Annotated in this window: 18 protein-coding genes and 2 pseudogenes; 6 read left to right on the top strand and 14 right to left on the bottom strand. The window is 44.9% G+C overall.

Going from position 1 to position 24,202, the window contains the following annotated elements:
• Positions 1–187 precede the first annotated feature (187 nt).
• Both QUA07_RS09610 and QUA07_RS09615 read right to left on the bottom strand, forming a co-directional pair.
• Positions 188–412 (bottom strand): annotated as a pseudogene (locus QUA07_RS09610) (IS1 family transposase); the annotation flags it as partial.
• A gap of 299 nt (positions 413–711) precedes the next feature.
• Positions 712–1,284, bottom strand: a complete 573-nt coding sequence (locus QUA07_RS09615; protein ID WP_333324466.1) for a Uma2 family endonuclease — start codon at positions 1,282–1,284, stop codon at positions 712–714.
• A 251-nt stretch (positions 1,285–1,535) separates the two neighbouring features.
• On the opposite strand from QUA07_RS09615, the gene QUA07_RS09620 reads away from it, so the two are divergent.
• The 3 genes from QUA07_RS09620 (at position 1,536) to QUA07_RS09630 (ending at position 4,929) form a co-directional block, all read left to right on the top strand.
• Positions 1,536–3,101 (top strand): ABC transporter permease subunit, encoded by a 1,566-nt coding sequence (locus QUA07_RS09620; protein WP_333324468.1) that lies wholly within the window; start codon positions 1,536–1,538, stop codon positions 3,099–3,101.
• Between the two features lie 143 nt (positions 3,102–3,244).
• Positions 3,245–4,060 (top strand): SAM-dependent methyltransferase, encoded by an 816-nt coding sequence (locus tag QUA07_RS09625; protein WP_333324470.1) that lies wholly within the window; start codon positions 3,245–3,247, stop codon positions 4,058–4,060.
• Between the two features lie 89 nt (positions 4,061–4,149).
• The gene (locus QUA07_RS09630; RefSeq protein ID WP_333324472.1) at positions 4,150–4,929 is read left to right on the top strand and encodes an ABC transporter ATP-binding protein; all 780 of its coding nucleotides are present in this window, start codon (positions 4,150–4,152) and stop codon (positions 4,927–4,929) included.
• A gap of 237 nt (positions 4,930–5,166) precedes the next feature.
• Here QUA07_RS09630 and QUA07_RS09635 read toward each other — a convergent pair whose 3' ends face one another.
• Positions 5,167–6,009, bottom strand: a complete 843-nt coding sequence (locus tag QUA07_RS09635; RefSeq protein WP_333324474.1) for a PEP-CTERM sorting domain-containing protein — start codon at positions 6,007–6,009, stop codon at positions 5,167–5,169.
• Between the two features lie 324 nt (positions 6,010–6,333).
• Here QUA07_RS09635 and QUA07_RS09640 point away from each other — a divergent pair, with 324 nt between their 5' ends.
• Positions 6,334–7,041, top strand: a complete 708-nt coding sequence (locus tag QUA07_RS09640) for an ABC transporter ATP-binding protein (RefSeq protein ID WP_333229482.1) — start codon at positions 6,334–6,336, stop codon at positions 7,039–7,041.
• 214 nt (positions 7,042–7,255) lie between these two features.
• Here the strand turns inward: QUA07_RS09640 and QUA07_RS09645 are convergent, their stop codons facing one another.
• From QUA07_RS09645 to QUA07_RS09660, 4 genes are all read right to left on the bottom strand, one after another.
• Positions 7,256–12,748, bottom strand: coding sequence for a response regulator (locus tag QUA07_RS09645; RefSeq protein WP_333324476.1), 5,493 nt, complete (start codon positions 12,746–12,748; stop codon positions 7,256–7,258).
• Positions 12,748–13,002 (bottom strand): hypothetical protein, encoded by a 255-nt coding sequence (locus QUA07_RS09650; protein WP_333324477.1) that lies wholly within the window; start codon positions 13,000–13,002, stop codon positions 12,748–12,750. Before QUA07_RS09650 ends, QUA07_RS09645 begins: the two co-directional genes overlap by 1 nt.
• 295 nt (positions 13,003–13,297) lie before the next feature.
• Complete coding sequence (locus tag QUA07_RS09655; RefSeq protein ID WP_333324480.1) at positions 13,298–14,740, bottom strand: hypothetical protein; 1,443 nt, start codon at positions 14,738–14,740, stop codon at positions 13,298–13,300.
• Between the two features lie 270 nt (positions 14,741–15,010).
• The gene (locus QUA07_RS09660) at positions 15,011–15,988 is read right to left on the bottom strand and encodes an acyltransferase (RefSeq protein ID WP_333324482.1); all 978 of its coding nucleotides are present in this window, start codon (positions 15,986–15,988) and stop codon (positions 15,011–15,013) included.
• 909 nt (positions 15,989–16,897) lie between these two features.
• On the opposite strand from QUA07_RS09660, the gene QUA07_RS09665 reads away from it, so the two are divergent.
• Positions 16,898–17,347, top strand: a complete 450-nt coding sequence (locus tag QUA07_RS09665; RefSeq protein ID WP_333324484.1) for a pyridoxamine 5'-phosphate oxidase family protein — start codon at positions 16,898–16,900, stop codon at positions 17,345–17,347.
• Between the two features lie 95 nt (positions 17,348–17,442).
• Here the strand turns inward: QUA07_RS09665 and QUA07_RS09670 are convergent, their stop codons facing one another.
• Entirely contained in the window at positions 17,443–18,315 is an 873-nt protein-coding gene (locus QUA07_RS09670; RefSeq protein ID WP_333324486.1) for an alpha/beta hydrolase, read from the bottom strand.
• 402 nt (positions 18,316–18,717) lie between these two features.
• On the opposite strand from QUA07_RS09670, the gene QUA07_RS09675 reads away from it, so the two are divergent.
• Positions 18,718–19,212 (top strand): GAF domain-containing protein, encoded by a 495-nt coding sequence (locus QUA07_RS09675; RefSeq protein ID WP_333324488.1) that lies wholly within the window; start codon positions 18,718–18,720, stop codon positions 19,210–19,212.
• 37 nt (positions 19,213–19,249) lie between these two features.
• Here QUA07_RS09675 and QUA07_RS09680 read toward each other — a convergent pair whose 3' ends face one another.
• The 6 genes and pseudogenes from QUA07_RS09680 to uvrA all read right to left on the bottom strand — a co-directional run bounded on the left by QUA07_RS09680 (position 19,250) and on the right by uvrA (position 24,180).
• Complete coding sequence (locus tag QUA07_RS09680) at positions 19,250–19,408, bottom strand: hypothetical protein (protein WP_333324491.1); 159 nt, start codon at positions 19,406–19,408, stop codon at positions 19,250–19,252.
• A 10-nt stretch (positions 19,409–19,418) separates the two neighbouring features.
• Positions 19,419–19,739, bottom strand: coding sequence for a XisI protein (locus tag QUA07_RS09685; protein WP_333324493.1), 321 nt, complete (start codon positions 19,737–19,739; stop codon positions 19,419–19,421).
• Positions 19,727–20,142, bottom strand: a pseudogene (locus QUA07_RS09690) (XisH family protein). The gene QUA07_RS09685 and the pseudogene QUA07_RS09690 overlap by 13 nt, the downstream one beginning before the upstream one ends.
• Before the next feature lie 59 nt (positions 20,143–20,201).
• A complete protein-coding gene (locus tag QUA07_RS09695) occupies positions 20,202–20,360 on the bottom strand; it encodes a hypothetical protein (protein ID WP_333324495.1) in 159 nt (52 codons plus the stop codon).
• A 67-nt stretch (positions 20,361–20,427) separates the two neighbouring features.
• Positions 20,428–20,985 (bottom strand): DUF6429 family protein, encoded by a 558-nt coding sequence (locus QUA07_RS09700; RefSeq protein WP_333324497.1) that lies wholly within the window; start codon positions 20,983–20,985, stop codon positions 20,428–20,430.
• Positions 20,986–21,219: 234 nt separating this feature from the next.
• Positions 21,220–24,180 (bottom strand): excinuclease ABC subunit UvrA, encoded by a 2,961-nt coding sequence (uvrA, locus tag QUA07_RS09705; protein WP_333324499.1) that lies wholly within the window; start codon positions 24,178–24,180, stop codon positions 21,220–21,222.
• Positions 24,181–24,202 lie beyond the last annotated feature (22 nt).

Raw genomic sequence — 24,202 nt, forward strand, 5'->3', positions numbered from 1 at the left:
ATTGTCTGATATCGAGTTGTACTTGAAAATTCCTATTTATAAGTGCCAAAGAGAAATAGGAAGAGTCAACAGTTTTATCATGTATCTGAAGGATTCTCCCCAAGCGATCGCAGTTAGAGAAAACCGGCCTTACTGAAATTAGATATGATCAAGCCTAGGGAAAGAGCGAAAAAACGCGTTGCTGAAATTAGGTATGGATCAGATATGAAGGGGCGCATCTCGCAACTTGAAATAGTGCATCCAATAGCAAGCGAATTAAGTATGTCAGCATTTGTACTGATTTAGAGTAACAAGGCGTCTGGCGATGCAGTCTTGCCAGATAGTGTGGTAACCGGGTGTTCTCCCCTTCCACCCTTGTTATGTAAGTTTTGCCGACAATCTGAGATCCGGGGGGAATAAATCCTGGATAGACGCTCTAACCGTCGGTATTTTAAGTTATAAGATGTTCCGGTTCCCTATCGAGAGCATCCTTCCAATTGCTCAGAAAGCGAGGCAAATGGGGTAGCCAAAACATCCGTTGAACGCACTTATGATACCTCTATTCAGCAACGCTACCTTAAACTATTATATGTTAAGGAGAAAAAATAGTTAGCGTTCGCCGTCATCTTCCTACTACTGAAAAAATACTTAATGGGGCGATGGGCACCATTGAACTTTTATTGCCCAGTAGAACATAGCCCTACTCAATTGAGTGGAATACTGTACACCCAATTAAATATTACCTGGTTTTAGCCAGCCAAAAACTTCGCCTAAAGTTAACTGCATTTCCGGCATAAACTTGGGCATCGGAAGTATATCTGTTGGTTCTTGCAATGAAATCGGCTGCTGGCTTGCGGGATAGGCTAAAATGTTTTTTTCATCGGGATCGAGCAACCAACCCATCTGACAACCGGCATTCAAACAGTGCAAAATATTGTTTGTGACTTTGGTTTGGCTTTGGGCTGGGGACAATATTTCTATTGTCCAGTCTGGGTGAGCATTAAATGTATTGGCAATTTCGCCGTCAGCGTCTAGCGGAATGCGATTCCAAACAAAAATCGCGACATCGGGGACAATAGAACGTCCGCCAAAGGTGCAGCGAAGTTCTGGTAGGGCTAGGGCAATTTGCGGTTTCTCTGCGATGTCGTTGATGACTGTTACGAGTCTGCCTTGTAGTTTGCTGTGTTTTCCTTGTGGCATAGGTTTTTGGACGATCGCACCTTTGATGTATTCGCTCGCGGGTTTGGTTTCTGGGAGTTGCAAAAACTCGTCGAGGGTGATAGTTTTTTGAGGTGCTTGTACCATATAGAGATCGCCCGTTTGAAGTGTGTTGGGGTAACAGTTCCAGTATATTTGAAGTTTCGTCACTTTTGGTGCAATAATCGAACTCAAAAGACTCTAAACTGTAGCTAGCCCGATCGACTGTTTCCACGATAAGCAGTCGATCACATTCATTGAGGCAGAATTTGGCACGGCTCGCGTCAGTCGCATCTATAAACTGCGATTCCTAGCATTCTTTCCTCTAAGTACTGACTAATGACTCATAACTTCTTCCTATGTCAAAAAAAATAATTAAAGCAATTAAATCGACTGGTATTTTAGGGGCGATCGCCTCTTTGACTGTTTTGTTATTCGGCGGTTGGAGTGGCACAGTGATCGGCTGGCTGATGGGTACGGCGGCGGGCTTTATTAGCTGTCGGGAGCAGAAGGTTTACAGCCCGAAAATGGGTGCGACTATCGGCAGTTTAGCGGGATTAGGATTGGGAGTTTGGCTATTAATTGCAAGTGTGGTAGAAGGGGTTTTGATTAGACCTTTTTCTGGGCAATCGGCTGTGGCTTTGCCGACTACGCTGCTGTACGGGATTTGCAGTTTGACGATCGCAATTTTGACAGCTACGTTAATGGGTGCTTTGCAGGGTTTGCAGGGGGAACGCCAGCGGCTGGCAACTTTGGTGACATTAGCTTTTATTCTAATTCTGTTTCCGTTTATCGACATTCAGGCTCAGACTGGCTGGATTGCTACTGTAGTACAGATTCAAATCTTTATTATGTTGGCGCTGGGTTTGAATATTACTGTGGGTTTTGCGGGTTTGTTGGATTTGGGATATGCGGCGTTTTTTGCGATCGGCGCTTACACGACGGCTTTGCTATCTTCTGGGCAGTTAAATATTGCTTGGAACTTTTGGGTGGTACTGCCGATCGCGGCTGGTGTAGCTGCGATCGCGGGCGTAATCCTGGGTATTCCGACACTGCGGCTCAAGGGCGATTATTTGGCAATTGTTACCCTCGGTTTTGGCGAAATTATCCCGGTTGTCTTTAGGAATTTAACGGCGATTCGGATTGATGAACCAGTCTCGAAGATTGTTGCTTCCCTGTTGGGGAAACCCGAGTTGGTGCTGTGTCTGGTTGGGTGCGATCGACCTTTTAACCTCACCGGCGGCGAAGCGGGAATAAACCCGATCGGGCGTCCATCTCTCCCCATTGTCGGCACTTTCAGCACCGGCAACTACTTTCCTTGGTACTACCTAATTTTGCTGCTAGTTGTCTTCGCTTACTTCATGATTTCGCGGCTGCGAGATTCCCGCTTGGGCAGGGCGTGGAATGCCATGCGCGAAGATGAATTAGCCGCTAGTGCGATGGGGATTAACCTGGTCAAAACCAAACTTTCGGCTTTTGCGATGGGAGCGACGTTTTCTGGCTTTGCAGGGGCATTTTACGCCGCCTATATCAGCGCGATTTTCCCCAGCGTTTTCGACTTCTCGGTGTCGGTAATCATCCTGTGTATGGTGATTTTAGGCGGTTTGGGGAATATGACGGGGGTGATTTTGGGCGCGATCATTATCATGTCTGCCGATCGACTTTATCTGCCACAATTAGCGCAAGTCCTCAAGGGTTTTCTGAATACTTTTGTACTCCCCAGGATTGCAATTCCCCAGTTGCGAGACTTTCTGGCAACCAGTTTAGACCCGATTCAAATGCGCTTATTTCTATTCGGCTTAACTCTGGTTGTCATGATGCTCGTGCGGCCAGAGGGGCTGATTCCTGATAAGATACACCAAGCTGAACTGCATTCGGATGCTGAAGCGAGCAATGAGTCTTTAGCAGATTCGAGAAGTCAATAAATAGGTAAGGGCAAAAACCATAGTATTTTGTATGTCGGTTTAGCTAAGAATCTAGGATGCAAGGGAGTTTATGAGTGTAAAACTCCCCTCCCCATCTAATGTTTATTTGTAACCGACTACTTAGTAAGGATGAAAGATTAGCCATGAGAAATGTAACTGCTACTGCTTTTATCGTTGCGGAATTTAGAGCAGAAGAGAATGAAGAGGCAATTCCTCTCTACACTGATCATGTAGTAAAAATCTGGCTGAATGAGGAAACAAAAAAAGTAGCTAGCCAAATAGCTCAAAACTCTCCTGCAGCTAAAGAAATGGTTAAGTTGCGGACTAAATATTTTGATGATGTTTTGTCCAATCAAATTTTAGGAGGTTGCAAACAAGTAGTTATTTTAGGTTCGGGTTTGGATACTCGTGCTGCTAGAATTAATGGAGAAAAAGTGATTTATTTTGAAATAGACGATCGCGCGACTCTTCAATTAAAAGAAGAAACTCTCAAAGCTAACAAAATTACTGCTAATGTTTGCTACCTTCCAGGCGATTACGTAAAAGACGGTTTAATCTCCTTGCTGAAACAGAGTGAATTTGATTGCGATCGACAGACATATTTTTTGTGGGAAGGCAACACTACCTTGCTTGACAAAAAAGATGTAATATTTGTATTAGAACAAATTCGCGACAATGTGAAGAGTTTTCGATTGTCCTTTGATTATATGTCGGAAAAGGTGATTTTGAGAACGACGGGCTACCAAGATATCAATGATTACATAGATAAATACGAAAGTATGTATGCACCGTGGATTACTGGGTTTGAAAACATTGCCACTTTGGCTGACGAACTCAATCTCAAAGTTATTGAAAACTTTTCGACTGCTGATTTACACGCACAATATCGCCCTGGCAGTTCGCTCGAATCTAATCTTTTTAAGTTTTATTTTGTTTGTACGTTAGAGAATATGGCCTAAAAACTCCCAATCTCAAATTGATTCGCGTGCGTGAAAGCTCGTTACCTGGACGATCGCACTCCTATAAAATCTTAGAAAACAGAACCAAAATGTCATTATTAGAAGCACAGCAACTTACAATGCGATTCGGTGGTTTGACTGCCGTCAACCAGGTTAGTTTAACATTAGAAAAAGGATCGATCGCCAGTTTGATCGGCCCCAACGGTGCGGGCAAAACTACTTTTTTTAATATGCTGACAGGTATTTACAAACCGAGTGGCGGTCAGTTGCTTTTAGAACAGAAGAATATCACGGGTTTGCCGCCGGATCGCCTGACAACTTTCGGCATTGCTAGAACTTTTCAAAATATCCGCTTGTTTAACAACATGACAGTGCTGGATAATGTTTTAGTAGGTAGACACTGCCGATTGAAAACAGGTTTGTTGGGTGCAATCCTCCGCACTCCGGCTGTGAATCTGGAGGAGCGGGAAGCTAAAATAAAAGCGCTCACTATGCTTGATTTTGTCGGTTTAGGTGCTGCTAAAGCGTCGGAGTTGGCAAAAAACCTTTCCTACGGCGACCAGCGGAGATTGGAAATTGCCAGGGCTTTGGCTTCCGATCCGAAAGTGCTGCTTTTGGACGAACCGACTGCCGGGATGAACCCGAACGAAACGGCTGATTTAACTCGCTTTATTTATCGGATTCGCGATGAGTTGAATTTGAGTATTTTGCTGATTGAACATGATATGAAGGTGGTGATGGGAATTAGTGATCGTGTGAGTGTTATGGAGTACGGTACTAAAATTGCTGAGGGAACTCCGGCCGAAGTTCGCGCCGATCCTCGCGTAATTGAGGCATATTTGGGAAAAGAAGAAGATGGACATGGATAATGGGTATTGTGTGCCGACAGATAAGTGAGGTGGGCAGTGTTATCCTCGGAAGAAGCGATATAATCTTCAGCTAATTAACCCAATAAAATTAGGGGCGGGTTTCACAAACAATCTGTCATTCAAACAGATAATATTTATCAACCCGCCCACGGCGACAGTATTTTATAACGAGCAATTCAACGGAAACGATAGGATGTGCGCCTCGCACACCCTACTGATTAAGATTCGGGGTTTTTCCTAAACTTTTGATTTGATTTCCGACATTTTTTTCTTGTGTTTTCTCTGCCTGAAAAACAATCCTAAAAAGATTGCAGTACCTAATACTGTGCTCGGTTCGGGAACGGCTTCTGCTTCTGCTTCTGCCTGGGCGATATTGTTTTTAACTTCTACCAATGTTAAGTTAGTAGCGCTGTTGAATGTCCGGGAATAAACTCCCGAAGTATAAAGGAGGCTTGTTGCTGCACTTCCTTGAGGCAGAAAATTAAAGTTAATGTTTGTTGGCTTAAAGCTTGGGCTGGCGAACCCACTCAAATAAATTCCCTCAGAAGAGTCTAAACCGCTGGCAAATTGAAAAGAGTCTAACAAAATGTTAGTAACAGTGTTAATCACCCAGAAAGATATACTGCCATTCGCCCTGGCGCGTTCGGATTGGGGGTTGTCAACTGATGTTAAAAGAGCTAAAAATGTCTGAAAATTGAAGGAAAAAGTTTCTTCGGAATCAATGAAGAACTCGCCGATAACTGCTGCTTGACTTTGGGCTAAACCGGAATAGTTATTCCCGCTGCCTATGACTCCACTTTGCGAGAGATTTGCTGCCAGCAATTCGTGACAGTTAGATATAAAAACTGCATCAGCGTTCGCTTTGCTAATAACTGAATTGGTGTTAGCTAGTGTCTGAGCGTAAGTGTTAGTAACTGTACCTGTTTCAGTCGGTATGTGACTAAAGTTGTCAATGGTTACTGCTGCTGCAGAACCTGCGATTATTGCAGCACTACTAGGGGCAATGCCTACAGTCAAACTGGTTACTAAAGGAGTTGCTAATAAAAAGGCGATCGATCCACTAATGTGATTGAATTTCATGGTAAATCTCCTTAAATTTGAAAATTGAAAAATTTTAAGTGCTATTATTGGTAACTTGTAGCGGTTGATTTCGCTTACGTATTAATACTACCTACTTACTTAGAGTTTTTTGTAAAGCTACTGTCAAGAATTCTAGTGTTTAAGTAAAGATTCTGTAAAGTTGGTCGCCACCGCTACTAAAAATACATTTTATGGGAGCTAGGGCGGGTGTTGACCTAAGTAAAATTACTGATTACTATAAAAAAAGTTAATTTTAAATAAATGCAATAAAAATTTATAATTAGTCTGGATAATATAATAAAGCACAAAGCAGAAAGAGTAATTATGTTGGAAATTAAAGACATTCACACCTACTACGGAAATATCCACGCTCTCAAAGGAGTATCGCTAACAGTCTCGCAGGGAGAAGTTGTGACATTAATCGGCAGCAACGGGGCGGGGAAAACGACCACTCTCCGCACGATTCAAGGACTGCTGCGCCCGCGCCAGGGCACTGTATTATTTGAGGGAAAGCCTTTAGAAGCACTATCTACAGAGGCGATCGTCCGTTTGGGGATTTCTCAAAGTCCCGAAGGGCGGCTGATTTTTCCGCGAATGACGGTGCAAGAAAACCTAGAAATGGGTGCTTATCTCCGCAACGATACTCTCGGTATCAAGTCCGATATGGAAAAAGCATTAAATTTATTTCCTCGTTTGCGAGAAAGAATTAGTCAAAAAGGGGGAACTCTCAGCGGTGGTGAACAGCAAATGTTGGCGATCGCCCGGGCTTTGATGTCGCGCCCCCGGTTGTTATTATTGGACGAGCCGAGTATGGGATTGGCACCGATGTTAGTCAGTCAAATTTTTGCGATCGTCCGCGATATTAATGCTGAAGGAACAACTATTTTACTGGTGGAACAAAACGCCCGCATGGCTTTAAGTGTAGCCCACCGCGGCTATGTTATCCAAACTGGTCAGGTTGTAGTCGCTGGTACTGCTAGCGATTTGCAGTCAAATGAAACTGTTCGCCAAGCATATTTAGGTGAAAGTTAAATATGGGCATTGGGCATTGGCCAAACAGGGCATTGGGCATTAGCCAAACAGGGCATTGGCTAAACAGGGCATTGAAACTGACAACTAACAACCAAAAACCAACAAATAACAAATAATATCGTTTCCGGTTGCATCGGTATTGTTCAAACAGTCAACAGTCAACAGTCAACAGTCAACAATTCCGGAGGAGTGCAACCGGAATTGATATAACAAATTACCCTATTTGCGATCGCAACTTCCCCGTTTCCAATTCCGTCTCAAAAGCCGCCCGCACCTTTTCCCACTCCGCTTGGGCTTCCAACAGGCGATCGCGCGCCGTACTCACATCAAAAACCTGTTCCCCTCCAGACTCAACCGCCACGCGACCCATATACTCCAACTCCTTGCAAACAGCAGAAAAAGACACGGCTCCTAAATTGGCGCTGCTAGACTTCAGCGTGTGAGAAGCCAGCTTCAAACTATCAGCATCTCCCAGAAAAATAGCCTCCTTAATAGTTTCTAAATGTTGCGGTGCGTCTACCAAATATATCTTAATCAGCTCCCCCAAAAAATCTGGGTCTTCATCATCGTCTAGTTCGCGAAGATTTTGCAAAATATGAAAATCAATCGGCGAATCGGCTCCCGGTTGAACGCTCGAAGATGCCGCAGCATCACTGTCAACTTGATCAGAAATATCTTGATTGTTTTGCTCAGTAACCGTATCCAATTCATCCCGAATCAGAGGTGAACACTTGCTCAAGGCGATCGCCAACTCTTCCCGCCGCACCGGCTTAGTAATATAATCGTCCATACCTGCTTCCAGACACTTTTCGCGATCGCCCTGCATCGCATTAGCAGTCATCGCAATAATTCTCGGCTTCTTGTTAGCAGGCCATTCCTGACAAATGCGGCGCGTCGCTTCCAACCCATCCATGTTCGGCATCTGCACATCCATCAGCACAACATCGTAAGATTGCCGCTTCAGGGCCTCCAAAACCTCCAACCCATTAGCCGCAATATCAGCCCGATATCCTATCCTGTCGAGTAAATGCGTAGCGACTTTTTGATTCACCACATTGTCTTCAGCCAGCAAAATCCGAATCTGACTAGAATTAGTTGCATCCTGTCCGGCAGAATTCGCCGCAACCTGCCTCAAAACAGCAGGCGTCCGCTGCACGCGGTGCTGTTCTTGAGAATTTTCAAAATACTTCAATCCCGAAGTCACAGTCACCACATTTGAAACTTCTCCCCTGCCGCTTCTGCCAGTAACATATCCAAAAACTTGCAGCAACACATTATAAAACTGTGACTGTTTTAAAGGCTTAGTTAAAAAAGCAGAAAAATGTACCTCTGTAGTTTCAAGTTTTTTCCAAACTTCCGCCTTACTTAAATAAGTAAACAGCACCAAAGGTAGGGCAATTTTGCGAGGGTTTTTAACCATGACATTCGGATTTAGGCCGTCGCCGCCGGACAAATTGCTCAGCTCAAATTTCCGAATCTCCACAGCCAACGCCACACCGTCCATATCTGGTAGATTCATCGCCAAAATAGCTAAATCGAGCGGCGAGTTTCCTTTGATGATTTCCAAAGCCTCAGCACCAGAAGTTACAGCCACGGGTATCATTCCCCAAGACTCTGCCTGACGGATCAAAACTTGCCGATTAATGGCATGATGCTCAACAATTAATAAGTGCTTACCAGCGGCAAATTCCGGTCTTTTTTCCTCAGCCCGGAGGTCATTCGCTTCAGCAGCCACCGTGAAATAAAAAATCGAACCCGAACCCGATATCGACGGCGGAGTAAATTCTGCAGGCGACCTTCCAGCGATACTTTGTCCGAGCGCAGAAACTCCCGGTTGAGACTTAGAACTTCGCGGATCAACCTGGCTGACAACCCACATTGTACCGCCCATCATATCGCTCAAACGCTGGCTGATAGCCAGTCCCAAACCCGTCCCGCCGTAATGTCGCGTTGTCGAAGCATCCACCTGCGAAAAAGCTTTAAACAGGCGATCCATCCGGTCTGGCGGAATGCCAATTCCCGTATCTTGGACAGCAAATTGAATCTCGTATTGTTTGCTACGTGCCAACTCTCCCTGGTTAATTAATAGCGGTTGTGGCGCTAGAATATTAATTTTATCTGGTGAACTATTAGCAGCTACCTGTTCAATTTGCCTAGCCGTACAGCACACCACAATTTCTCCAGATTCTGTAAACTTAACTGCATTGCCCAGCAGATTTACCAAAATTTGGCGCAGTCTCGTGACATCTCCTAAAATGTTTTTCGGAACAGAATCATCAATAAAGTAAGCTAGCTCTAAACCTTTTTCTGAGGCTCTAGGAGCCAGTAATTCCAGAGATTCTTCTATACAGTTTTGCAGCTCGAAGGGGCTGCGTTCCAAATCCAATTTTCCAGATTCAATTTTGGAAAAGTCGAGAATATCGTTAATAATAGTCAGCAAAGCATCGCCGCTGGTACGAATTGTCTCCACAAAATCTCGCTGTTCAGGAGTTAGTTCCATATCCAGCAGCAAGCCCGTCATCCCGATGACCGCATTCATCGGAGTGCGGATTTCGTGACTCATAGTCGCTAAAAATTCGCTCTTAGCTCTATTAGCAACTTCCGCCGCTTGTCGCGCTTGATCCAAAGCTTCATTTTGCTCTGCTAACTGTCGCTGTCGCTGAACTTCGGTTTCTAAAAGTTGTGCTTGAGCTAAAGTAATTCCAACTTGCGCGGCCACATCTTCTAAAAGTTCAATTTCGTCGGGATTCCACTGGCGAGTTGCATCGCACTGGTGCAAAGTAATAATTCCATTGGGTTCTCCTTGATAGGAAGTGCGAACAGCCAACATAGATTTTAATCCGATGCGGCGACACATCGGCCCCGAAGATTCCAGCAAAGGATCGGCAAACACATCGGGAGATGCTAGGGCTATATCCTCAGCGAGGAGTTTTTCGGTGTACGGGTTATAAGTGACAGAAAGTTCTAAATCTAAAGCCGATTCGTGACCGGGTTCCAAGTATTCCGCAACGCAAGGAAGGTGGGGATAAGGTTCGGAAAGATAGGTATGAATTGTACAGCGATTGACACCAAATACGCGGCCGATTTGGGTGGCGGTAGTTTGGAAAATTTCTTGAGTGTCTAAGGTCGATCGCACTTTTTGAGTAATTTGTTTGAGTAGTAAAACGCGCTGGTACTGACGTTGCAAAGTTCGCTCTCGCTCTTCGCGGGCAATTTCTGCGCCGATGTAATTGCCCATCAACTTTAAAATTTCAAAATTCAGCGGTTTAAAAGGAGATTTAGTGGTGCGGGAAGTAAAGCTCAAAGTGCCAAAAACTCGCCCTTGCACTATTACCCTCGTCCCCACAAAAGCCTCCAACTTGCGGACGCTGTAAGCGGGGTGGTTGCGCCACTGAGTAGTGCCGGCTGATTCGACAGAAATAGGTTCGCTCGATCGCAAAACCTCTCGCTCAAAGGTTCTGCTCAAAGCAAAACCGTCTCCTTTAGCAAATCCAAAGGGAAAATCTTCCGGTACATAAGCCGCAATCACTTCGTAGCGATCGCCCAAAACCCTGCCCAACAGCCCGATATCCATCCCAAACTGACTGCAACCCATTGCCAGCAACCGGATCGTTCGATCGTCAAAAGAGCCTTCCGAACTCACCATTACCTCGTAGAGCGATCGAATTGCCCGCTCACTTTCCCGCAGTTCCTCAACTCCTTCGAGGCGGTTGCAGACATCGTGCAAAGTCCCAAAAATTCCCGCTATTTCGCCTTGGGAATTCCGCCGGACTTGGGCAAATATTTCAACGGAAACAAAGCCGGAATCACTGTGAATTCCCAAGGAGTTTTTCCCAGCCAACGATTTGGACTTAAATCGCAGTTCTCGCCGTTCAAATTCCGACTTCCCCGACAGCAAAGACTCCAATAAATTTGCACATTGCTCGCGCTCATCTGGATGCACCCAGTCTAAAAAATTAGTTTGTAAACTTTCGGAAACCGGAAAATTCGTAATTTCCGTCCAAGCGCGGTTTAGAAATTTCCAAACCCCCGCCGCATCTATGTGGAAAATTACTGTTGCTTTCAAAGAGTCAAATAGATGGAATTGTTCTCGATCATGCTCGCGGTTTTTGACTTCAAACTCCTTGTTTAGAGTAATATCTGTATGAGTTCCTACTACCCGCAGCGGTTTGCCAGTAGCGCTACGTAAAACTTGACCCCGGTTCAGCACCCAGACAGTGCTGCCGTCTTTACAGTACATCCGATATTCTGCTGCAAAATCCGGTGTCTTTTGGGCGAAGTGTTCTTCTAAAGCTGCCTTTACCGAGTCAATATCATCTCTGTGGATGCGACTCCACCATTCCGATCGGCGATTCGAGATTTCCCCTTCTTGGTAGCCCAGCATTTCTTGCCACCGCGCCGAATAAAAAAACTCATCTGTTTCGAGATTCCAGTCCCAAATCCCCTGATTGTTGACTGCAGGGGGGAGATTTGGCCGCTCTACGAAAGTGTGGTGAGAAATTTCAGCTATCTCGTGGCTATTTGCTGCTGTCCGCTGTATTTCTGCTGAGAGTTTTTTGTATTGAGCGTTGCTAGATTCTAGCTGGCGCTGCAAAGCAATTAAGCCAGAATGCAGAGATTTTGAATCCAGCGCTTGTAAAAGGATAGTTTTAGGATTAATAATCCCGATCGGGTGATTTGTTTCGTTGATGACTAATAAAGGCAACTGGCAGTAGTGTTTTTGCAGCAGCGCGACGGCTGCTTCGAGGGTAGAGTGCGATCGCACCAGCGGCGGCGAACTGCTGCAAATTGCTCCCGCTCTAATTTTGTTAGAGTCTCTTCCCAGCGCCTGCAACTGCACAATATCCCGCGAACTTACTACCCCAACCAGTTTGTGAAGGTTGGGATTTGTAAATTTGGAATTGTGAGCCGCACCAGTCGAGTGTTGATCGGGGGTTTCAGTGATTAATACATAACTAACATTGTGTCTAAACATCAGTTGCGCCAAATAGCGAACCGAAGAATTAGAAGGAGCGTGAATTATTCGTGAGGCTGCGATTTGAGGGATTTGATAAAGTTTAATTAAACTTGCGGGCAGCTCTAATTTCTGATGCACAATTGGCAGCGGCGGAGGGAAGGCGAAAGCCGCAGGTGGCGAAGTGCTGCTAGTTGCTTTTGGTGTCGATTCCCCAATTCCCTGCAACATTTGCACCAAGCTTTGAGAGCTAATTAAACCGACAAGTTCTTCAGCCTCGCTAACGACCGGCAAATGGCTGATCTGATTTTTCTCCAGCAGACTTGCTAAGGCAAAAAAGTCGGGAATTTCCGATTCTCGGGCTACAGTTACGGTTCTGATCATGATTTGCTCGATCGCAAATCCCCTCAAAGCAGCGCCGATCGAATTTAGCTGTACGATATCTCGCGTTGTAAAAATCCCCAGCACTGTCTGGCTGCTCGGATAGGGAGCTTTTGAGCCGTTGAGACGCAGCCCGTTGCCTCCTGTGTGTATCGCAGGCCGTATGCCGTTGTAGAAACCCGACTGTTCCCGCGATTGTGGGGAAGTCCCGTTGGTGGGATTTCCGAGTTGAGAATGCCCGCGCGGTTCTACCACGAGGACGTAACTGGCTCCTGTGCTACTCATCAGCTCGATCGCCTTTTCTACGGGCGTCTCAGGGGTGACGGTGAGGGGATTGCGGTTGATGACCTGACTGAGGGAGGGAATAAACATCAGGGGGCATAAAAGTGATATTTGTTGGAAAAAGCCGATCGCGAGCAGCAGGTTGATTGAGAGGCTTTACCCGCGAGATTTCCAAGCGCGCTCAAAGTTTCTGTACGATTCAACTCACCCATACTTCCAGCATCTTGGCATTTAAAATTAATTCCGTGCCATATCCTGATAATTGACGGCTTCTGACTTTCAGAACAAATGCTATCTGCCAGAGGGCGGACATGAAGGCTGGCGGGCAATTCCTCGCTTAGCATAACTGCTGCGGGTTTACGAGCAAGAATTTCTGCGATTGTCTGGACTGCACCCTACTTTCTGCCCCTCAACGGAACTCTCGCTCGCATTCTGTTTGAGGCAAGATACCTGCACCCTACCAATTTACCAGCGACAGGAGGGGAATCACAACAGGACGACTTAGGTATGGCAACTGTGCAATTAGGGGTTCGAGGGTTCGAGGGTTCGAGGGTTCCAGGGCCAAACAGGCAGAAAATAAATAATTCTGAGCATAACTAATTCTATCTTATCCCAATTATGGCCCAGAGGATTTGAGCTTCACTTCTGGCGATCGAACTTGATGAGAATAGCGCTGTTCCCCGCCAGTGCAAAACTCGCATTGCCACCCTTCAGCCTTAAGCTACCAACAACCTCATCCATTGTTTGAGAACTGAACTCCCGCACCGTGCCATTACCAGTTTTTATCAGCTCCGAAATATCAGCATTAACAGTGTAAGATGTTGCTCTGTCATTGACAACCAGCAAGTAAACATTCTTGCTAGCATCAAGAGTTGCAACTGCCATTAAATCTGAAGTGTTAGTGATAGGAAAAAAGGTAGCTTTCCCGCCCTGCAAAGCCCTAATTCCCATCCGCAAAGCATAGTAGCCCGCGCGCCGTTTTCCCCCGTCCCCTAGCAAACCTTTCGCCTGTCCCAGCTTTCCCCAGTCGTACAAACAGAATATGTGACTGCCGTCAATATAATTCTCCCCCGGTTGGGAACCTCGAATCAAATTCTTAATTAAATTTAAAGCTAAAGATAAATCGCCGTAGCTAATTTCGTAAGTTCCCCATTCTCCTACCCAAAGCTGCGAGTTAGCGCGGACAGTACCGTTCATCCAGCCGCGCACTTTGCGAGTGTAGTTAGAAATATCTGCATCGTAGTTGTGGACATTGACTGTATCGAAATAATTCGCTATTTCCTGCAAAGCACTAGCCGGCCAATTGCTGCCGCCTACGGTTTTCGGGCCATGGATGCGATAAGTGCGATCTGGCAAATAAGTTTTATAAACAAAGTCGATCGCATCTTTTGCCACCTTAACCAATTCAAAATAGTCAGCCCTAGTCCCGCCCCAACCCTGATCGCGATTGTCCGGTTCGTTGTGAATTTCCCAATCATCAACGCGGTAATCATTGCGAACATTCAGCCAATAAACCGTAGCAAAAACGTGTTCCCACCACTCGTTCCAATCTTCTCCTGTGCGCGGCGGATTCAGTTGCAGCGCCCAACTCGGATTCCAGCCATTATCTACATTCCGAATACTCACTACCGGGCGAATATTTGCTTGTTTGAGACTATTAAAAATAGTCCTGGCATTGCCTTGCCAAACAGTACCGGGTTGTCCCGACCACCAATAATCGCTACCCTGGGGCGGATTAGTCATAATCTGATCCCAATGCGCCCAATTAATTATATTTGGGTTTGTCTTCATTTCGTCAATAGATGGCCAACCGTATTTACCGTCGTCGTCTTCGGGTTCCCACCGGGACATCCCGCCGTAAATGCGGTAGGTATTAATTCCCAAATCTTGCAAATCTTTGATGTCGAAATTGATATTGCCCTCGACTGCACCGATGTAGCGAGTGCTGACACCCGCAGCAGTACCGGAAATTTTAATTGTTTCGATGTTTTGAGCAAAAGTTGTCGTTCCGCTGAACAACTCTAGGCTGAGGGCAATTAAAAGGCCTAGAAACAAATTCAGAATTCGAGTTTTTGATAACACGTGATTATTAACTACTAACTTTGGTTATTTTCTGCCCTAGGAGAGACCCCTCGCTAATCTAACTCGACGGGCGATCGAGTTTGTTAGCTGTTGTAATAAAAAAGCATTAACTATGCCAATTTCAATAATTAATACATAAAGTAAAATAGCACGGGTAGCAGTCAAAAGTGAAGGTTCACCTCGCACAACCACCCTAAAAAATTTGGGTATTACAATTAACCCTATAAACTGCGTTAAATATAGTTCATAGGAAATCTTAGAAATCCCTGTTTAAAATCTCGTTGTTAAGTCGGAGAAATTTATTAATAGTCTACACACATTAAAGACAATTACAAATATGCCAAATCCAAGGAAAGCATCATAAAAAGACAGTCCAAAAGGGAAATATACGCCTAGAAATTGGGGATTTGAAAATTTGAAGGAACCCATAATACCCAATATTTCAAAAATTATTGCTAAGGCTATTGTGACGGGCTTAGTTAGGTAATTAATTAATAGAGTAGGATTACTTGCATAAACCTTGGCCATTGCCATTCCTAAACAAAACTCAAATAACCTTGAAATTGCTAAATAGCCTGGATAACTGAGATCGCCCAAGATTGGCGAAAATACATTGTTAAACCCTAAGATTAAAACTAAAAATGTATAGATAACTTTAATAACAAAAGAAGTGAAGAGAAAGTGTTCAATAGAAAATTTTTGTAAAGATTTAAATAGCAAGAAAAAGCACAAATAAAATTGAATGAGTGGAAACATAAACCAAGAAAATGGTATGGCTTTATCGAGAATTATCCAACTTCTCCAAAATGACCACCAATCAAAATAGCCATAAAATAAATCCGCTCTTAACCGAGGAATTATAAAAGATACAGCTAAAAGTATCCAGTAGGTTGGGTAGAGCCGGATAAATTTTTTGCTCATAAAATTAATCCAGCTTTCATCAGGCTTTAAAAGTCTTGAATAAGCCAGTCCAAAACCACTGAGAATGAAAAAAATATGAACTCCCTGATATCCAAGCAAGAAAAATATATTCACTAAATCAAAAACTATATTGTCTACACTATTAAATGGTAGGGGAAAAAACTTAGCAATCGTCGAGGCTGGGCCTACTACTTTTGCATACTCGAAAAAGTGGTTGTATCCAAAAAATGGAGGCAAGAAATTGAAGTACCAAAAATGAACCCCCACTACCCAGCAGGCGGCAAAGCCTCTCATGATATCTAATTCTTGAAATCGATTATACTTCATAAATAAAAATATCCGTTTAACTCCAACTTATAGCAACAGTCAAAATATTTACAATGTCAAGCTTAGGACGTACTCGATCGCTCTTAGGATGCTGCGGCAAAAATTCTACTCTATGTTATAAGCGCCAGCCCTGTCAAGGTGGTGAAGAAAACCCTCAAACCCTTGAAATATCTAAGGCTGCGATCGTTAAATCTGATTCTTTTAACAGGTGATTAAGAATAAACTAGGTTTATTGCCGATCGCCAGACGGTACGATGAGGTCAAGCCGGTCGATCGCACCAATACGCTATGAGGGCAGTGTACACCCACAAACTAAGAGATTTCAAGCGTTTGAGGGAGTTATAGACCAGGCTTGGCAGTGACGCCAGACAGGGCGGGTCATCAGCGTCAAGCCGATCGCATTTGTCAGATAACCGCAGCGTGAACCATCACTAAATTGGGCGCTGCGGTTATGCGGCGATGTTTTTTGAGCATGGATTATATCTGGTGTCGGAGCATTCCAGGGGACGATCGCCTTTTGTTCGCTGGTAACAAGAAAACATGGACGCCCAAGCTGCTGATAAAGCGAGTTTGGCTTTTATCTGGGCTGAAAATTTGTTTAAGTCGCGTTAGTAAAAAATGCTTCTATTAATGAATTAGACGATCACCATTTAATAAAAACAATAAACCCTCAGCAATTGCCGAGGGTTTATTTCCCAAATCATACAATTTTGCCCACAAAAAATATCTCGGTCTAAAGGTAGATGATATTTGTGACTGACTAAAGTTATATTTTGTGAAATTCTCTACTTGTTTATAGCCCCAAAACAAGCGCATCAAAAACGCAATAATTAGACCCAAAGCCCCACTCATGAAGCAACCGAAAACATCGATGGATTTCTCTAGAGTAAGTCTTAAAGGAGCATAAGAATGTTAGATATTGATGAAATGAGTTCAAAAGAAATACAAGAACTTTTACAGCAAGTAGGACACGGACACCTCGGCTGTGTATTTGAATGCCATCCCTACGTTGTGCCAATGCACTATTATCTCCAAGATTCGGATATATACATTTTCACAACAGTCGGGATGAAAACGAAGTATATAGACAGCAACCCAGAAGTCTGCTTGCAAGTGGAAGAAGTCCGGGATTTCCAACACTGGCGCAGCGTTGTGGTGAACGGGCGAGCAGAACGCCTCACGGAACAGCCAGACATCGATCGCGCGATGGAATTGGTCAAAGAACACAACCCCACACTTTCACCCGCCATCAATCGTACCTGGATTGACTCGCTGGGACGTGCGGAGGTCATAGCAATTTACCGCATTCAGCCCTGGGAAATGAGCGGGCGCACGACGGAGGGAATCAGCAGTCGGTGAATGTCTCTGCTGGCATGGGAATAATAATTTTATCAGTGAATCGCGATCGTCCTACTCATAGTCTCAGTAGCCTTCGGAGGTAACTGGATATGATATTAAATGAACTTACTTGCCAAAAAATCTCTCATGTACCGATTCACTAACTGCGGCTGTTCCTGCTGCACCCAGTGGCTGCAATTAGGAATGTAATGAATCTGAAAATCCCGGACGTAATCTGCAGTTCCATAGGTTAACTCTTTGCCGAAGGCCGCATCATTTTCTCCCCAAATCATCAGCGTCGGAACTTGCAGCACACTCCAATTCTGGCGATCGAGAAATCCGCCAGCTACATTGCGGTAATAATTGAGAGTAGCAGTCAGAGCACCCCGTTTGGCAGCCGCATCTTTGTAAGCTTCGATATCTGAGAAGGTAAAGGTGCTTTTGTCCACTGCCATACCTTCCAAAGCAGCAGAAATTGCCTGATAGTCGCCCAACTGAATTAACAACTCCGGCAAAACTGGCAACTGAAACAAAAAGATGTACCAACTTCTCAGCAATTGTTGAGGAGTGCGTAACCCTTCAGCAAACTTGGCCGGATGTGGTAGATTCATCACAATTAATTTATCCACCATTTGGGGATAAGCATAAGCGAAATTCCAGGCGATCGCACCTCCCCAGTCGTGACCAACTAAGACGCAACTTTCGTATCCCAAACCCTGAATAATTCCCTTGACATCTTGCACAAACTCTGCCATCACGTAAGCAGATTGATCGTGAGGTTTGTCGCTGTCGTTGTAACCCCTGAGATCTACAGCGACGACTTTATAATCTGATGCAAATTCTGGGATTTGATGCCGCCAAGAATACCAAAATTCAGGAAATCCGTGCAGCATCAGCATCAGCGGTCCCGAACCTTGAGTGACATAGTGCAGTTTAATGCCGTTCGTAGCGATAAATTCGTGTTTCCAAGCAGCTTCTAGCACAGACATATTTAATGCTTTCTTTAGCTTTAGAAAAATCCTAGCAGTTACTCTGTTTGAGAGGAACCAACTTTAGGCAGATCTAGCAATTCTCCCAGCACTTGTAAACTCTTCCTTTTCTCTTCCTTTGTGGAACCGGCGTCCCGCCGGTGGTTCTTCGCGAAAGGGCTGCGTAAAGAAAAGCCGTAGCACGGGCGAGGGCTAGACGCCATCGCCCGTTTCCCGAAAAGATTGCTATCTCAGGCAAAATAATAGTATAATATTCCTGGCATCTCAACAATTGTCAAGCCCAAAATTACTGATTTTTGAACGCGCAAAAATCCCGAAGCGCAACATTTTGAGGTCTTGTGATGGTGCCAGTTCAATAATTTAGATCGGGCGAGTGTACTAGGAATTAAAGGAGTTAATACTATGTCGGGCGATCGGCTGCAAAACATTGTTAACCGCTTGACAGATCGTCTAAAGCGCGACGTATTAGTTGAAACATCGCTCTACGACATTCGAGAAGTTTTGCAGAGCGATCGCGCGGTGCTTTATCATTTTTACACCCAATGGCAAGGCCGAGTCACTTACGAGATGTTGAGTGCGATCGAACTCTCAATCTTGGGTTCAACGGGGCCAGATGAGTGTTTTAACCACGAATACGCTGCTTTGTACGAAGCCGGCAGAGTTAAATCAATTACAGATATTGAAGTAGAACCAATTAACCCATGCCACCGAGATTTTCTGCGTAGGCTGAAAGTTCGCGCCAATTTAGTCGTGCCAATTTTAACGAACAAAGGACTGTGGGGGCTGTTAATTGCTCATCAGTGCAGCGGGCCCCGCACTTGGTCGCTGTCCGATATTGAATTCATGCAGAAACAAGCGCAAAATATGGCAATGTCTCCCACAATTCAAGATAGTTAATATCGCATCTACTATTAGTACATAATATACCCGGATTTCACCCTCGAATTAGTGTAATCGATCGCCCCCTTGGAGTAGTATGAATCTCAATGTTCAACCGTTCTTCCAGTTCGGGTGCATTCTCTCGGCGAGCGCATATTACCAAGCAACCAGAATCCTGTCCCAATCGCTCCCGATATTCATCTAACTGTTCCACACTTTTGTCTCTAGGAATAGTTTGCGGCAAGGAGTTTTCGGATACTGGGGGAGCGAAACCCAAGAATGATATCTTGAGGAGACACACCACGTTGAATCAGTTCTCGATCGATGTAGATTTCGGTACTGTTGTGTTGAATCCAGATTTGATTTTCAATGATATCGAGCTGCATGGCACACCCATAGATGCGATATTCGTCGCGCCATTCGTTGTGCATCACGAGGTATCTATCGCGGGCGATATCGAAGATTAACTGAGCATTTGCGTCATTTTTAGAAAAGTCTTCGAGAAAGTCACAAACAATTTTGCGGTATTCGTTTAGTCTATCCATTGGTCGATCGCCTCACGAGTTGGATTGTAAATAATTAGTCGGATTTCATAACGTTCTATGACAGTTTTTGCAGGTTCAAATTGAGAAACATTTGGTAGGTATCGGTGGGAACGGCCAGAGACAGTATACGTTCTGGTTCGCTAGAGACTTCGATGGCAACGCGATAGTTGAAGAATTGACCGAGGGCGGTGTGGAATTCAGAAATGGTGGAGCCACCTGCGAAACTTTTGACTTCTACAGCTATTTTACGTCCTTCTTTTTCAGCGGCGATCGCTTCTTCGGCTGCAAGATCGATGTAGACATCAGCAACACCATAACGTAACTGGTAGGGATCGTGGGTAATCTTCCAGCCATCTTTTTGTAGGGCGATTTTGACTGTATTGTGGAAGAGATCCTTTGCCATTTTTAGATTGTACCCAAGGATTGACATTGGACACTATTAGTACATATTATACCAGAATATTACGCACGAATAACTGTAACCGATCGCCCAATTGGAGTAGTATGAATCTCAGTTTTCAGCCGTTCTTCGATTTCCGGTGCATTCTCGCGGCGATCGAATATTACCAGCCAACCCGAATTTTGCCCCAATCGAGCTAGATATCCATCTAATTTTTCCAAACCTTTACTGAGAGGAGATGTTGTCAGAATGGCGTTCTATGGTTAAGTGGGGGTTTGTAGCGAATTCTTACTTTTCATCACCGAAATGCTCTTGATCTTGTTCTAATCCATCGATTAAATCGTCGCGATTTTCCTGAGTCTGAAGAAACTCTTCAATACCCTCTAAATTCAAATTTTTCCGAATGTGCCTTGCTTGTTTAATACCTTTTGGTGTCAAAACTACTGATTTAATCTGCTGGGGATTACGTTGCTCCTCTAAGAGACCATCTTCAGTCAGAAGATCCAAAATTTCAAAATCATGCCCCTTTCCAGCACGTCTGCCTCTAAAGCGAGATTGATGACCTAACTCGTATTCCTCATCCGATCCAGATACATATAATAACGCAAGTGTCAGAGGTATAGCAATCCTCTTGTATCGATTAGTTCGTTCTTCTTTAATTGCACGATCTACAAGGTTGTAACCCTGTTGCCAAGCAGACCCTTTGTCATTACAAATTTCTGTACATAAAATAGTACCCTTGGGCGAAATAGACTTTGTATAAAACCCTACTGCTTCTGAGCCAACATAAATGGTTACAGACCAATTACAATACTTTCGAGTTTCTGGTTTGAAAGGTTTAGCCATAGAGCGGTCTCTTTCCTTGATTTCTTGAACGTCTGCTGTTTTTTGGCCATTTCCTATTTTGAATCTGCCAATCGTTGTTGCTTTGCAATTTTGGCGATCGATCTGTGCTGTCTACTGTCCCAACTCAGTATTTTAATTGTAGGGTGCGTCAGGTGAGTTTCTTAAACGATTATTGAAGGTTTAAATATCTGACGCACCTTACTAATTATGAGAATTGCGTAATTCCTGTTAGTATTAACTAACGGCTACAGCCTCCCCCAAAGGGTGCTGCTGCAAAACCGCTTGCAAATACTTCCCAGTATAAGAACGAGGATTTGCCGCCACATCCTCCGGCGTCCCCGCCACAATAATTTCGCCGCCCTTATCTCCCCCTTCAGGCCCTAAATCGATCGCCCAATCGCAGCACCGAATCACATCTAAATTGTGTTCGATTACCAAAATTGAATTACCCTTATCCACCAACCTTTGCAGCACATTTAACAAATGGTGAACATCATAAAACGACAAACCAGTCGTCGGTTCATCGATCAAATAAAGCGTCTTCCCAGTAGCGCGGCGCGACAGTTCCGTTGCCAATTTTACCCGCTGCGCTTCCCCTCCAGAAAGCGTCGGCGCCGGCTGTCCCAACTGAATGTAACCCAAACCAACATCAACCAAAGTTTGCAGTCTGACGCCAGCCCTGGGAATATTTTTAAACATCTCCAAAGATTCCTCGACAGTCATGTTCAAAACATCAGAAATCGACTTGCCTTTGTACTTCACTTGCAGCGTTTCTCGGTTGTAGCGCGCACCTTTGCAAACCTCACACTGCACGTAAACATCCGGCAGAAAATTCATCGAAATCACGTTCACGCCTTGGCCGCCGCAAGCTTCGCACCTTCCTCCTTTGACGTTAAAAGAAAACTGCCCCGCTTTGTAACCTCTTGCCTTCGCTTCAATGCTTTCGGCAAACAAATCCCGAATTACATCAAAAACTCCCGTGTAAGTAGCGGGATTAGAGCGCGGAGTGCGGCCGATGGGAGATTGATCGATGACAATTACCTTATCAACAACATCCTCTAAAGAGCGTTCCCCTTTAGTTTTGAGGGCGTCCATATCGGGCGGTAAAGGCACTTTTTTGGTGATATAGTGTTGCAGCGACGGGTACAGCAATTCATTGATTAAAGTTGATTTTCCCGAACCGGAAACCCCCGTCACGCAGACGAGTTTTCCGAGGGGAATTTCCACATCGATATTTTTTAAATTGTTGCGCGTCGCATTTATGATTGAGAGAGCTTTGCCGTTGCCTTTTCTTCTTTCATTAGGGGTTTCAATTACTCGTTTTCCCGACAAATAAGCACCAGTCAAAGATTCCTCTGCCCTTAGCAAATTTTCTAAACTTCCTTCCGAGATAATTTTGCCGCCGTGCACGCCAGCGCCGGGCCCGATATCGACAATATGGTCGGCCGCTCGCATGGTCTCTTCATCGTGTTCTACGACAATCAAAGTATTGCCTAAATCGCGCAATTTTGTTAAGGTTTGCAGCAGGCGAAAGTTGTCTCTTTGGTGCAGTCCGATACTCGGTTCGTCCAAAACGTAGAGCACGCCAGTCAAACCAGAACCGATTTGAGTCGCCAGCCGAATTCGCTGGGCTTCTCCGCCAGAAAGCGTCATTGCTGCGCGGTCTAAAGTCAGATAATCTAACCCGACATCGAGCAAAAATTGCAGTCTTGCTTTGATTTCTCTCAGGGCTAAATCGGATATTTGGAATTGCCGATCGCTCAATCCCAAATTATTTACTCGTTCGCGACATTCGCGAATCGAAATACTGGTTAAATCCACAATTCCGTACTGTCCCAACCGCACCGAAAGCGCCTCGGGTTTCAAGCGTTTGCCGTGACAAACCTCGCAAGAGCGATCGACTCGATACTGTTCCAGCTTCTGCTTGATCAAATCAGAACCAGTATCGTCGTACTGGCGCTGCAACATGGAAATTACGCCATTAAAATCTCTCCTAAAATCAGTGTTGCCGTCGCGCTTTTTACTTTCTGCGCTGCGCTTTTGCTCATTGCCGTACAAAATTACCCGCTGGTGTTCGGGCTTTAATCGATACCAAGGAGTGTCGATATCAAAGCCGCAACTATCAGCAATACTGCAAAGCAAAGAGAGATAATAGGAATTGTCTTTGTCTGACCAAGGCGCGATCGCACAATAAAGAGGCGCTTTCTCGTCGGGAACTACCAACTCCGGCGCAAAAGTCCGCAAACTCCCCAAACCGTGGCAGTTTTGGCACGCGCCGTAGGGCGAATTAAACGAAAATAATCTGGGTGAAAGTTCCTCCATTACTGCGCCGTGTTCGGGACAAGCAAAGTTTTCGGAAAATACGATCGGCCCCTGTGGTTGGGAATTTTCTTCAGTCGGTAACTCTTCAATTATCGCAATTCCCTCTGAATGGCGCAAACAAGTTGCCAGAGAATCAACTAAACGTTCTTCTAAACCGGGTTTTTTAATTAACCGATCGACAACTATCTCGATATTGTGCGTATGATTTTTATCTAATTCGATATTTTCCGAAAGTTCTAAAATTTCTCCGTTAACTTTGACGCGAATAAATCCTTCGGAAGCTAAACTCGACAATAATTTGCGGTGAGTGCCTTTTTTTCCGCGCACAACTGGTGCCAGAAGGTGAAAGCGAGTGCCGTCGGGAAGTGCCATGACTCGATCGCACATTTCATCAATTGTCTGCGGTGCAATGCAGCGATCGCAAATCGGACAGTGCGGTTCGCCAGCTCTGCCGTAGAGCAATCTGAGATAATCGTAAATTTCTGTAACAGTGCCAACAGTCGATCGCGGGTTATGAGAAGTTGACTTTTGGTCGATCGAAATAGCCGGACTCAACCCCTCGATCGCGTCCACATCCGGTTTGTCCAACTGTCCCAAAAACTGGCGCGCGTAAGCGCTGAGAGACTCCACGTAGCGGCGCTGTCCCTCGGCAAAAATTGTATCGAAAGCGAGGGAAGACTTACCAGAACCCGAGACGCCAGTAAAAACGATCAGTCGATCGCGCGGCAGTTCCAGATCGATATTTTTCAGGTTGTGCTGTCTCGCACCGCGAACCCGAATCGTATTTTGGTTGTTAGAGTGAGAATTCGTCACATTATGCCCGTTGCGGGATGCACTTGGCTGGCTGTTTGAGGTTTCGGCGCGTTGGGACATGAGAGTAGTGCAAAACAGTGCT

Source organism: Microcoleus sp. T3_A4, from assembly GCF_036700465.1.
GTDB lineage: Bacteria > Cyanobacteriota > Cyanobacteriia > Cyanobacteriales > Microcoleaceae > Microcoleus.

What these genes read in the sequence shown, in the direction of transcription:
- QUA07_RS09625 (WP_333324470.1), top strand. Translation starts at nt 3,245, where the DNA reads ATGAGAAATGTAACTGCTACTGCTTTTATCGTTGCGGAATTTAGAGCA.
- QUA07_RS09645 (WP_333324476.1), bottom strand. Translation starts at nt 12,748, where the DNA reads ATGTTTATTCCCTCCCTCAGTCAGGTCATCAACCGCAATCCCCTCACC.
- QUA07_RS09630 (WP_333324472.1), top strand. Translation starts at nt 4,150, where the DNA reads ATGTCATTATTAGAAGCACAGCAACTTACAATGCGATTCGGTGGTTTG.
- QUA07_RS09615 (WP_333324466.1), bottom strand. Translation starts at nt 1,284, where the DNA reads ATGGTACAAGCACCTCAAAAAACTATCACCCTCGACGAGTTTTTGCAA.
- QUA07_RS09620 (WP_333324468.1), top strand. Translation starts at nt 1,536, where the DNA reads ATGTCAAAAAAAATAATTAAAGCAATTAAATCGACTGGTATTTTAGGG.
- QUA07_RS09675 (WP_333324488.1), top strand. Translation starts at nt 18,718, where the DNA reads ATGTCGGGCGATCGGCTGCAAAACATTGTTAACCGCTTGACAGATCGT.
- QUA07_RS09640 (WP_333229482.1), top strand. Translation starts at nt 6,334, where the DNA reads ATGTTGGAAATTAAAGACATTCACACCTACTACGGAAATATCCACGCT.
- QUA07_RS09635 (WP_333324474.1), bottom strand. Translation starts at nt 6,009, where the DNA reads ATGAAATTCAATCACATTAGTGGATCGATCGCCTTTTTATTAGCAACT.
- QUA07_RS09660 (WP_333324482.1), bottom strand. Translation starts at nt 15,988, where the DNA reads ATGAAGTATAATCGATTTCAAGAATTAGATATCATGAGAGGCTTTGCC.
- QUA07_RS09685 (WP_333324493.1), bottom strand. Translation starts at nt 19,739, where the DNA reads ATGGATAGACTAAACGAATACCGCAAAATTGTTTGTGACTTTCTCGAA.
- QUA07_RS09665 (WP_333324484.1), top strand. Translation starts at nt 16,898, where the DNA reads ATGTTAGATATTGATGAAATGAGTTCAAAAGAAATACAAGAACTTTTA.
- uvrA (WP_333324499.1), bottom strand. Translation starts at nt 24,180, where the DNA reads ATGTCCCAACGCGCCGAAACCTCAAACAGCCAGCCAAGTGCATCCCGC.
- QUA07_RS09650 (WP_333324477.1), bottom strand. Translation starts at nt 13,002, where the DNA reads ATGCTAAGCGAGGAATTGCCCGCCAGCCTTCATGTCCGCCCTCTGGCA.
- QUA07_RS09700 (WP_333324497.1), bottom strand. Translation starts at nt 20,985, where the DNA reads ATGGCTAAACCTTTCAAACCAGAAACTCGAAAGTATTGTAATTGGTCT.
- QUA07_RS09670 (WP_333324486.1), bottom strand. Translation starts at nt 18,315, where the DNA reads ATGTCTGTGCTAGAAGCTGCTTGGAAACACGAATTTATCGCTACGAAC.